Below are 10,244 nucleotides of genomic sequence, written 5' to 3'. Positions count from 1 at the left end.
GGGCGGTTAACAAGTACTCACGGGGGTACTGGCTCTGGTATGTCGCGACGTGTGGTTGCCCAGAGGTACGGAGGACCGGAGGTCCTCGCCGTGATCGACGTGGAACCGGCCGGTCCCGCCGCCGGTGAGGTGGTGCTCGAGGTTCGCGCCATCGGCGTCAACCCGTTCGACTACAAGCTGTACAGCGGAGCATTCGGCGCCGATCCGGCTGCCCTGCCCCTGAGTGTGGGCAGCGAGGCCGCGGGAGTCGTCGTCGAGGTGGGCGACGGCGCGACGGGACCGCTGGGGCCGATCTCGGTGGGCGACGAGGTGATCGTCTACCCGGTGTCCGAGGCGTACGCGGATCGGCTTGTCGTGTCCGGCGATTCGGTGGTCCCCAAGCCGGCGTCGTTGCCGTGGAACGAGGCCGCCGGACTTCTCGCGGTCGGGGCCACCGCGGTCGACACCCTCGACACGGCGAACATCGGCAGTGGCGACCTGCTGCTCGTGCACGCGGCGGCGGGCGGGGTCGGGTCGCTGGTCGTGCAGTTGGCCCGGGCCCGCGGCGCCACGATCATCGGCACGGCGCGCCCGGAGAACCACGACTACGTCAGGTCGCTGGGTGCCACCCCGGTGTCCTACGGCGCCGGACTCGGCGACCGTGTCCGCGTCCTGGCACCGGACGGGGTGGACGCCGTCATCGACACGGTGGGCGGCGACGAAGCGATCGAAGTGTCCGTGGAACTGGTGCGGGACCGGTCGCGGTTGGTGACGACGGTCCCCGGGCCTCGGCTCGCCGAGTCCGGGTTCCGGATCGTCGGCATTCTCGGGCCGGACGGCATGGAACCGCGGAAGCGGGCCCGCGCCGCCCTCGTCGATCTCGCGGGCAGCGGGGACATCCGGGTGCGCGTCGCACGGACCTACGCGCTGTCGGACGCGGCCACCGCGCACGCCGATCTCCGGAATCCGCACCCCGCGGGCAAATTCATCCTGCTGCCCTAGGAATGCTGCCCTAGGAATAAAGCAGACTCGCCCGGATCGTCGCCTTCACCCAGTTCCGGTATTCGTCGACGTCCCACCCGCACTGCCGGCGCAGCATCGAATACACCTGCGGGGACACGACGGTGAACAGGACGTCCGCAGCCCGCTGCACGGAGATCTCGGGGCGGAGCAGTTCGTGGGCGGCGAGGCCCTCCGCCAGGGTCATCGCGTTCTCCGCGGACGCCCGCGCTCCCTCGTCGGCGAACCGCCGCATGTCCTCGTCCGCCCCGGAGGATTCGATCGCCGTCGCCATCAGGGTTCCGGCCCGCTCCAGGACGTCGGTGCTGTACCCGACCATCTGGTCGAGGATCCGTTCGACCGGATCGCCGTCCCGTGGCGTGCGTGCGGGTACCGCAGCGGGGTCGCCCTCGATCGCCGCGACGAGTGCCTCGTGGAACAGTTCCGCTTTGCCGCCGGGGAACACGGTGAACACCGTGCGGGTCGACACCCCGGCCGCCTCGGCCACGTTCCGGACCGTGGTGCTGACGTATCCGCGGTCGGTGAACAGCCGTGCCGCGGCGTCCCGGACGAGGAGCCGGGTCCGACGTGCCGATTCCGCACGCAGCGGCGAACTGTAGGACCTCTTGGCGGCTTCGGGCACGGTCTCACGATAGACGCATTCGATACATCGGCCGTGCAACCAATGTGGCACCGCGATTCGCCGTGCATCGACCAGGCGAAACGCCCGATTCCTACGACTTCGGGTGTTCCACCCAGGCATCGGATCCGGGAAACACGAGCGCCTCGTGGCCGTCGTCGTACCGGACGAGATAGGGCGGTTCGCCGTTCTCTCCGTGAACCTCCACGACCTCGGCGGTGGTCTCGTGCACTCCGACCACCCGGCCCTGAACGTGTAACCGGTCTCCCACTGCTACGTGCATGACTGCTCCTCGCGACGTTCGAGTCCGTACTCTCAGCTTGCTACTTCCGGAGTCGGCGCGAAAGGGTCGACTCGCCGCCGTCTCCGTCTCGGTGTGTCGCCGCCGTCTCCGCCTCGGTGTGCCATCGTGGGGACATGGCAACGTACCGATACCTCGACAAGGACCACAACGTGCTCGAGGAGCACGACTTCGGCACCGTGCAGGACGCCGAGGAGCACCGGTTGTCCGTTCTCGGTGCCGAGATCATCGAGGAGGTCGACGACTCCGGCGCGTCCGACGGCTGACTGTCCTGCACGGCCCGCCGGGTGCGGGCATGCTGATCGAGTGCACACATTCGAGGTATGGGCCCCGATTCCGACATCCGTCTCCGTGGAGGTCGACGGCCGGCGCCACGACATGATCCGGTCACCGGACGGGTGGTGGCGAGTCGACGCCCCGGCGTCGCCGAATTCCCGGTACGCATTCCTCCTCGACGACAGCGATACTCCGCTGCCCGATCCGCGGTCTCCGCGCCAACCCGACGGGGTGCACAGCCCGTCCCAACTCCACACCCTCGACGAGAGCGCCTGGACCGACTCGCACTGGACGGGTCGGCAACTCGCCGGGTCCGTCGTCTACGAACTGCACGTCGGCACCTTCACGACCGAGGGGACGTTCGCGGCCGCCGTCGACAGGCTCGACCATCTCGTGGACCTGGGCGTCGACTTCGTGGAACTGATGCCCGTCAACGGTTTCAACGGGACGCACAACTGGGGTTACGACGGCGTCCTCTGGTACACGGTGCACGAGGGGTACGGCGGCCCGGACGGTCTGCAGATGTTCGTCGACGCCTGCCATGCCCGCGGACTCGGTGTGGTCCTCGACGCCGTCTACAACCACCTCGGACCGTCCGGGAACTACCTCGACCGGTACGGCCCGTACCTGGCGCAGGGCGCGAACACCTGGGGCCGGAGCATCAACCTCGACGGCCCCGGCAGCGGCGAGGTGCGCCGCTACATCATCGACAACGCGCTGCGGTGGTTCCGTGAGTTCCACATCGACGCGCTCCGCCTCGACGCCGTCCACGCGCTCGTCGACCACACCGCCACCCACCTGCTCGAGGATCTGGCCATCGAGACCCGACGGCTGTCGGCGCACCTGAGGCGGCCGCTGACGCTCGTCGCCGAGAGCGACCTGAACGATCCGCGCCTGATCACGTCGCGGTCCGCGGGCGGTTTCGGCCTCGATGCCCAGTGGGACGACGACGTGCACCACGCCGTCCACGCCGCCGTCTCGGGCGAGAGGCAGGGCTATTACGGCGATTTCGGTTCGATGGCCTGCCTCGCCGACACTCTGCGGCAGGGCTGGTTCCACGCGGGCACGTTCTCGACGTTCCGCGGTCGCACCCACGGCAGGCCGCTGGATACCCGGCGAACCCCCGCCAGTTCCCTGGTCACCTATACGTGCACCCACGATCAGATCGGGAACCGGGCGATCGGCGACCGCCCCGGCACCTATCTCGATTCGGGGCAGCTCGCGGTGAAGGCCGCGCTCGTCCTGTGCTCGCCGTTCACGCCGATGCTGTTCATGGGCGAGGAGTGGGGGGCGAGCACCCCGTTCCAGTTCTTCACCTCGCATCCCGAGCCGGAACTGGCGAAGGCGACGGCGGAGGGACGCAAGGCCGAGTTCGCGCAGCACGGGTGGCGCACGGACGACGTTCCCGACCCGCAGGACCCGGAGACGTTCGAGCGGTCCAAGCTCGACTGGGACGAACTGGCCCGCGAACCGCATGCCCGGCTGCTCGACTGCTACCGCTCGCTGCTCCATCTGCGACGGGATCGCGCGGAGCTGACGGATCCGTGGCTCGAGAGCCTGTCCGTCGACTACGACGAGGTGCAGCAGTGGATCGTGATCCACCGCGGCTCGCTTCGGATCGCCTGCAATCTGAGTGCCGAACCGGTGACCGTCCCGGTCGGCGGCTCCCCCGTGCTCTGGTGGGAGCCGCCGACGCAGGACGAGACCGCATCGGCAACGGTGCTACCGGGTCACTCGTTCGTGGTGCTCGACAGCTCGCCCTGACGGTCGCGCAGCATCCGCAGGACGAGGATCGCGGTCGCGAACAGGATCACGGCGGTCGCGCCGGCGGCGACGTGCATGCCGTCGACGAACGCCGCCTGCGCGGATTCGAGGAACACCGTCCGCGCCGTCTCGGGGAGGTGCTGAGCCTCCGCGACCGCGGCACCGAGAGTACCCTGGGCGGGCTCGACCTGGTCCGGGGCCAGCATCGACGTGTCGAGTCCGGTCCGGAAGATCGCCATGACGACGCTGCCCAGCACCGCGACGCCGAGTGCGATGCCAAGTTCGTACGCGGTCTCGGACACCGCGGAGGCGGCGCCGGCCCGTTCGGGTTCGACGGCGCTGACCACGAGATCGGACGTCAGGGTCAGCGCGATACCGACACCGGCGCCGGCGAGACCGAAGCCGACCACGAACATCGTCGGGGCACCGTCCACGCCGAGCGTGAGCATCAGCGCCGCACCCACACCCGCGATCGCGAGTCCGCCGCCGAGCACGTGCGAGGTGGCCCACCGCCGCACCAGCCAGGCCGCCGCGAGCGCCGTGATCGCGCTCATCAGCATGCCGGGCAGCATCAGCACACCCGATTCGAACGCGCTGTTACCCAGCACCAGCTGCAGGTACTGCGATCCGAAGAACAGCACACCCGCCAACGCGAAGATGGACAGCAGGTTGGTGAGGACGGCCGTCGAGAACGCCGGCTTTCCGAACAGGCCGATGTCGATCATCGGGTCCTTCATCGACTTCTGCCTGCGCACGAACACCACACCCGACGCGAGACCGACCAGCCCGACGGCGAGCAGCACCGGGTCGACACCGTGCACCACGGTCTCCTTGACCGCGTACACCAGCGGCAGCATCGTCGTCATCGACAGCGCCGCGCTGATCAGGTCGAAGCGTCCCGGGGCGGGGTCCTTGGACTCGGGGATCACCAGCGGGCCGACGGCGATCAGAACCAGCATCACGGGGAGATTGATCAGGAACACCGAGCCCCACCAGAAGTGCTCGAGCAGCCAGCCGCCGATCAGCGGGCCCGCCGCGGTGCCGCCGCCTGCCATGGCGCCCCACACGCCGATGGCGAGGGTCCGCTGGCGCGGGTCGACGAAGATCGTGCGAATCAGACCGAGGGTCGCGGGCATCAGCGTCGCGCCCGAGATTCCCTGCAGCACCCGCGCGGCAATCAGCATCTCCGGCGTCGGCGCCCACGCCGCGATCAGCGAGGCGATGCCGAATCCGGCGGCGCCGATGAGCAGCAGGCGGCGCCGTCCGATCCGGTCGCCGAGGGTGCCCATCGTGATGAGCAGGCCCGCGAGCACGAACGAGTAGACGTCGATGATCCACAGCAGCTGCGTGCTGCTGGGTTCGAGGTCGGCGCTGATGAATGGCAGCGCCAGGTCGAGCACCGTCCCGTCGACGGCGATCAGGAGGACGGCGAACGCCAGGACGACGAGTCCGAGCCAGTCTCGGCGTGATGCGGAGGACTGACCTGGTGCGCCGTAGGCGTCGTTGATCCCGCGATCCGTGGAGACAGACATTTATCTTCCTGCGACTTTCCGATTCGAGAGCTGACACGGTTTGTGAACCGTCCAGCCGGTACAGTTCCGTTACCATACCGTTAACCGTCCGGACGGTAAAGTTATTTCCCGGGTACAGTCGCTCTCCATGGCTGCCGGTACGCGCGATCGAATACTCGACGCTCTCGAGAAGCTGCTGCTCGACGTGGGAATAGCCCAGGTGACCCTCGAAGCCGTCGCCGCGGAGGCGGGGGTGTCGAAGGGCGGACTGCTCTACCACTTCCCCAGCAAGGAAGCGCTCCTCGCCGCCATGGTGCGCCGGCTCGGTGAGCGCGCCGACGCCCAGCTCGCCGACGCCGTGTCCGGCGGAACGTCGCTGTCCGAGTGGTATCTGCAGGTCCCCGACGCGAGCACCACCGAGGAACTCGCCCTCTACCGTTCGACCATCGCCGCGCTACGAAGCGTCGACGGTCAGCACGACGAGATCCAGAAGGCCGTCACCGAGGTCATGCGCGGCTGGGACGAAGGCCTGCAGAGCGAGATCGACGATCCGGTGCAGGCCGAGATCGTGCGACTCGTCGGCGACGGCATCTACCTGTCCGCACTGCTCGGGCTCCCCATGCCCGAGCCCGAGCTGTACAAGAAGGTCGTGGCACGGCTGCTGCAGCCGCAGCAACTCACGTGAGGTAGCGGTACGCCGGGCTCCCCGGCTCCAGACGTTCCACCTGCATCCGGGACTGCTCCATCCGCTCGAGCAGCTCGCCGAGCCCCTCGGCCTTGCCGAGTTCGATACCCACCAGAGCGGCACCGGTCTCCCGGTTGTTCCGCTTCACGTACTCGAACAGGGTGATGTCGTCCTCGGGGCCGAGCACCTCGTCCAGGAAACGCCGCAGCGCGCCCGGCTCCTGCGGGAAATCGACCAGGAAGTAGTGCTTCAGGCCGAGATTCACCAGCGACCGTTCCAGGATCTCGCCGTACCGGGAGACGTCGTTGTTGCCCCCGGAGATCAGGCACACCACAGTCGAACCCGGCTCGAACGTGATGTTTCCGAGCGCCGCCACCGACAGGGCGCCGGCGGGCTCGGCGATGATGCCCTCGTTCTGGTACAGCTCGAGCATCGTAGTGCAGAGCGCACCCTCGTCGAGGTTGGTCATCACGAAGCTCTCGGGATCGAGCCGGATCGTGGACGACTGATCGGCCTGGCCCAGCGACGTGTGCGTCACCACCTCGGCGCCCAGGGCGGACACCACGGCGTAGGGCAGGTCGCCGACCCGCTTGACGGAGGCGCCGTCGACGAACGGATCGATCTCCGTCAACGTCACGGGACCGCCGGCCACCAGGGCCGCGGTCATCGACGCCGCCCCGGTCGGCTCGACGCCGACGATGGCCGTGCGCGGCGCGTGAGCACGCAGATACGTGGCGATGCCTGCGATGCATCCGCCGCCGCCGACCGGCACGAGCACGGTGTCGGGAGCGGCGCCGAGCTGCGCGAGGACCTCGGCGGCGATGGTGCCCTGCCCGGCCGCGGTCCGGGCGTCGTCGAACGGCGCCACCATCGTGGCGCCCGTCCGTCGCACGTCGGCGGCGGCCGCTGCAGCGGCGGCGTCGTACGTCTCCCCCGTCAGGATCAGCTCGACGAACTCGCCGCCGTGCGCGCGAATACGATCCCGCTTCTGTTTGGGGGTGTTCGACGGAACGTAGATGCGGCCGGTGATTTCCATTGTGCGGCAGGCGAATGCGACGCCCTGCGCGTGGTTGCCGGCGCTGGCCGTGACCACCCCGGCCGCACGCTCCGCGGCATCGAGCTGCGCCATGAGGTTGTAGGCGCCGCGCAGTTTGTAGGAGCGGACGACCTGCAGGTCTTCACGTTTGAGGTAGACGTTCGCGCCCGTCAGCGTCGACAGGCGCTCACTCCACTGCAGCGGGGTCGCGTCGATCACATGGGAAATTCGCTCGATGGCCGCGTCGATCTCGCCCACTGTCAGGGGCGAGGTGATGTTCTGGGCTGCGGTATCGGGCGATGTGGACACCCGGATATGTTCCCACTCTCGAGCCATGGACTACCAGTCGGGTTCAGCCGCGCGGATCGAACTGGGAGGGTCGCGGCACGTTGCGGACGTTCGACTTCGCCATCTTCACGGCCTCGCCGACACCACCGTTCATCACCATCTTCGACAACGCCAAGGCGAAACCGGTGACCTGCCCGCCCGTGATGGTCGGCGGCAGCGACAACGCCAGCGGGTCGGTGACCAGATCGACGAGCGCCGGTCCGTCGTGGTCGAACGCCGCCCGCAGACCCGATTCGATGTCGGCCGGATCCTCGATCCGGCGGGCGAAGATGCCCAACGCCGACGCCACCGCCGCGTAGTCGACGGGCGCGACGTCGACCCCGAAGTCCGGCAGCCCGTCCACCAGCATCTCCAGCTTGACCATGCCCAGCGTCGAATTGTCGAACACCACGATCTTGACCGGGAGCCGGTACATCGCGACCGTCACCAGTTCCCCGAGCAGCATCGACAGCCCACCGTCGCCCGACACGGACACCACCTGCCTGCCGGGCGCGCAGACCTGGGCGCCGATCGCGTGGGGCAGGGCGTTCGCCATCGATCCGTGCAGAGCCGAGGACAGGAAACGCCGCGCACCGTTCGGCGTCAGGTACCGCGCCGTCCACACGTTCGACATTCCCGTGTCCGTGGTGAAGATCGCGTCCTCGGCCGCGACGTCGTCGAGGATCGACGCCGCATACTCCGGGTGGATCGGGACGCGTTGCTTGGCGGGTTTCGTGTACGCGCCGACCACCTTGTTCATCAGCGTCCGGTGCTTCTCGAGCATATCGTCGAGGAACCGGCGATCGTCCTTCCGGCGGATCAACGGGGCGAGCGCACGCAACGTACTCGCCACGTCACCGTGCACGGCCAGGTCGACGCTCGTCCTGCGGCCGATTCTCTGTGCAGCCCAGTCGATCTGTGCGGTGCGGACACCGTCGGGCAGGAATTGGTTGTACGGGAAGTCCGTTCCGACGAGCAGCAGAAGGTCGGCGCCGTGCATCCCGTCGTGCGCCGCCCCGTACCCGAGAAGTCCCGTCATTCCGACGTCGAACGGGTTGTCGTACTGGATCCACTCCTTGCCGCGGAGCGTGTGACCGATCGGAGCGCCGATCGTGTCGGCCAGGCTCAGCAACTCCGCTCGGGCCGCACGAACACCCTCGCCGGCGAAGATCGCGACCTTCCCGGCCGCATTCACGGCGTCGGCGAGCGCCTGCACGTCGGACTGGTCGGGCACGATCGCCGGTGCGCCGGTGCGCGGCACCGGCGGCGCCGTTCCCTCGGCCGGCCGGTCCGCGATGTCGCCGGGCAGCGTGATCACGGCGACACCGGACAGGGCGGTCGCGTGCGCGATGGCCGATGCCGTCACCCGCGGCGCCTGCGCGGGACTTCCGATCAGCTCCGCGTACCGAGAGCATTCGACGAACAGGCGGTCCGGGTGGGTTTCCTGGAAGAAGCCGAGACCGATCTGCTCGCTCGGAATCTGCGCGGCGATGGCAAGAACCGGCGCGCCCGACCGGTCCGCGTCGTACAGGCCGTTGATCAGGTGCAGGTTTCCCGGGCCGCACGAACCGGCGCACACCGCCAGCTGCCCTGTCACCTGAGCCTCGGCGGCCGCAGCGAACGCGGCCGCCTCCTCATGGCGCACGTGGATCCAGTCGATTCCGCCCTTCTCCGCGCCGCCCGACCGCCGGACCGCGTCGACGATCGGGTTGAGACTGTCGCCGACGATTCCGTAGATCCGCCGCACTCCGGCGTCCTGCAATTGGCGCACCAGCTGGTCGGCAACGGTTTTCGCTCTCATCGGGCCTCCGGTCGGGGACGGTCGAAACGGCGAAGCGACGTGACACGCGGTCAGGGTCAGGGTCAGGCAGATTCGAGCACGAACACCGGGATCTCCCGATCGGTCTTCTTCTGATACTCCGCGTAGTCCGGGAACGCGGCGACGGCACGCTCCCACCAGGTGGCCTTCTCGTCGCCCGTGACCTCGCGGGCCACCATGTCCTGCTTGTTCTGGCCGTCGCGGAGTTCGACGTGGGGTTCGGCCTTCACGTTGTAGTACCAGACCGGGTTCTTGGGGGCGCCGCCGAGCGAGGCGACCACCGCATACGTTCCGCCGTGTTCCACCCGCATCAACGGCGTCTTGCGAAGCTTGCCGGATTTCGCGCCCCGGGTGGTCAGCAGCACGACGGGCCTGCCGCCCAACGTCGTGCCCTCGGCCCCGTCGGTGGATTCCATCAACTCCGCCTGGTCTGCGGCCCACGTGGACGGACTGGGTTCGTATTCACCTGTGAGTGGCATGCGTCCAGTCAACACCTGATCCGCGAGAACGCGCCACCGATTCCGCCGAAACAACCGCGCATGCGAAGGACCGCATCCGTTTGTTCGTTGCGCCGAACTCCGGGTTCCGAGTAGCCTGATCCCACGCGGGGACGTCCGCTCCCTGTACCTGTACCAGTGAGGTGACCTGCGATGACGACACACGACGCCGGGATGCGCCGCGATGTGCGCCGCAGCGACCTCGTCCGGACCGTCGACCTTGCCGGCACCGAGTGGCCCCTCTACAAGCTGGAGGCCCTGGCCGTCGCGCTGCTGGTGTTCGCCACGATCCTCGTGATCACCCAGACGTTGCAGGCCGCGGTACTCACCGCCGCCGCGGTGGCCGTGGTGGTGTGGTGGGCGCGGCGCCTCTTCCCGCCGCGCACCTGACCACGATCACCACTCCCGCC

General features: G+C 68.6%; 11 protein-coding genes. 5 read left to right on the top strand and 6 right to left on the bottom strand.

The window, feature by feature from the left end:
• The first annotated feature begins 39 nt into the window (after positions 1–39).
• Positions 40–981, top strand: coding sequence for an NADP-dependent oxidoreductase (locus tag RJ1_RS37525; RefSeq protein WP_073368332.1), 942 nt, complete (start codon positions 40–42; stop codon positions 979–981).
• A gap of 10 nt (positions 982–991) precedes the next feature.
• Here the strand turns inward: RJ1_RS37525 and RJ1_RS37520 are convergent, their stop codons facing one another.
• Together RJ1_RS37520 and RJ1_RS37515 are read right to left on the bottom strand one after the other, a co-directional pair.
• The gene (locus RJ1_RS37520) at positions 992–1,621 is read right to left on the bottom strand and encodes a TetR/AcrR family transcriptional regulator (protein WP_073368329.1); all 630 of its coding nucleotides are present in this window, start codon (positions 1,619–1,621) and stop codon (positions 992–994) included.
• A gap of 91 nt (positions 1,622–1,712) precedes the next feature.
• Positions 1,713–1,901, bottom strand: coding sequence for a DUF1918 domain-containing protein (locus RJ1_RS37515; protein ID WP_005247576.1), 189 nt, complete (start codon positions 1,899–1,901; stop codon positions 1,713–1,715).
• A gap of 134 nt (positions 1,902–2,035) precedes the next feature.
• On the opposite strand from RJ1_RS37515, the gene RJ1_RS47010 reads away from it, so the two are divergent.
• Entirely contained in the window at positions 2,036–2,185 is a 150-nt protein-coding gene (locus RJ1_RS47010) for a hypothetical protein (RefSeq protein WP_162850328.1), read from the top strand.
• A 40-nt stretch (positions 2,186–2,225) separates the two neighbouring features.
• A complete protein-coding gene (gene treZ / locus RJ1_RS37510) occupies positions 2,226–3,959 on the top strand; it encodes a malto-oligosyltrehalose trehalohydrolase (protein WP_073368327.1) in 1,734 nt (577 codons plus the stop codon).
• On the opposite strand, the gene RJ1_RS37505 is transcribed toward treZ, so the two are convergent.
• On the bottom strand, positions 3,926–5,491 hold the full coding sequence (locus RJ1_RS37505) for an MFS transporter (RefSeq protein WP_073368324.1): 1,566 nt from the start codon (positions 5,489–5,491) through the stop codon (positions 3,926–3,928). The two genes, treZ and RJ1_RS37505, sit on opposite strands and share 34 nt — an antisense overlap.
• Positions 5,492–5,618: 127 nt before the next feature.
• Here RJ1_RS37505 and RJ1_RS37500 point away from each other — a divergent pair, with 127 nt between their 5' ends.
• On the top strand, positions 5,619–6,155 hold the full coding sequence (locus RJ1_RS37500; protein WP_073368321.1) for a TetR/AcrR family transcriptional regulator: 537 nt from the start codon (positions 5,619–5,621) through the stop codon (positions 6,153–6,155).
• Here the strand turns inward: RJ1_RS37500 and ilvA are convergent.
• From ilvA to RJ1_RS37485, 3 genes are all read right to left on the bottom strand, one after another.
• Complete coding sequence (gene ilvA, locus RJ1_RS37495) at positions 6,148–7,500, bottom strand: threonine ammonia-lyase IlvA (protein ID WP_073368319.1); 1,353 nt, start codon at positions 7,498–7,500, stop codon at positions 6,148–6,150. The two genes, RJ1_RS37500 and ilvA, sit on opposite strands and share 8 nt — an antisense overlap.
• A 43-nt stretch (positions 7,501–7,543) precedes the next feature.
• Positions 7,544–9,319 carry a pyruvate dehydrogenase gene (locus RJ1_RS37490; protein WP_073368316.1) on the bottom strand — a complete coding sequence of 592 codons (1,776 nt, stop codon included), beginning with the start codon at positions 9,317–9,319 and terminating at the stop codon, positions 7,544–7,546.
• A 62-nt stretch (positions 9,320–9,381) separates the two neighbouring features.
• Complete coding sequence (locus tag RJ1_RS37485; protein WP_073368314.1) at positions 9,382–9,816, bottom strand: nitroreductase family deazaflavin-dependent oxidoreductase; 435 nt, start codon at positions 9,814–9,816, stop codon at positions 9,382–9,384.
• Between the two features lie 171 nt (positions 9,817–9,987).
• Here RJ1_RS37485 and RJ1_RS37480 point away from each other — a divergent pair, with 171 nt between their 5' ends.
• Positions 9,988–10,224: a hypothetical protein gene (locus tag RJ1_RS37480; protein ID WP_073368311.1), complete on the top strand. Its 237-nt coding sequence runs from the start codon at positions 9,988–9,990 to the stop codon at positions 10,222–10,224.
• The last annotated feature ends 20 nt before the right edge of the window (positions 10,225–10,244 follow it).

Origin of the sequence: Rhodococcus jostii NBRC 16295 (assembly GCF_001894825.1) — a bacterium.
In the GTDB taxonomy this organism is placed as follows: domain Bacteria; phylum Actinomycetota; class Actinomycetes; order Mycobacteriales; family Mycobacteriaceae; genus Rhodococcus_F; species Rhodococcus_F jostii.
Note: the sequence above shows the minus strand (reverse complement) of the source record. Positions and strands in the feature narration are given on the sequence as shown.

Bases quoted from the DNA above. Each gene is read 5' to 3' on its own strand.
- RJ1_RS37525 (WP_073368332.1), top strand. From the start codon at position 40: ATGTCGCGACGTGTGGTTGCCCAGAGGTACGGAGGACCGGAGGTCCTC.
- RJ1_RS37515 (WP_005247576.1), bottom strand. From the start codon at position 1,901: ATGCACGTAGCAGTGGGAGACCGGTTACACGTTCAGGGCCGGGTGGTC.
- RJ1_RS47010 (WP_162850328.1), top strand. From the start codon at position 2,036: ATGGCAACGTACCGATACCTCGACAAGGACCACAACGTGCTCGAGGAG.
- RJ1_RS37505 (WP_073368324.1), bottom strand. From the start codon at position 5,491: ATGTCTGTCTCCACGGATCGCGGGATCAACGACGCCTACGGCGCACCA.
- RJ1_RS37500 (WP_073368321.1), top strand. From the start codon at position 5,619: ATGGCTGCCGGTACGCGCGATCGAATACTCGACGCTCTCGAGAAGCTG.
- RJ1_RS37490 (WP_073368316.1), bottom strand. From the start codon at position 9,319: ATGAGAGCGAAAACCGTTGCCGACCAGCTGGTGCGCCAATTGCAGGAC.
- RJ1_RS37485 (WP_073368314.1), bottom strand. From the start codon at position 9,816: ATGCCACTCACAGGTGAATACGAACCCAGTCCGTCCACGTGGGCCGCA.
- RJ1_RS37480 (WP_073368311.1), top strand. From the start codon at position 9,988: ATGACGACACACGACGCCGGGATGCGCCGCGATGTGCGCCGCAGCGAC.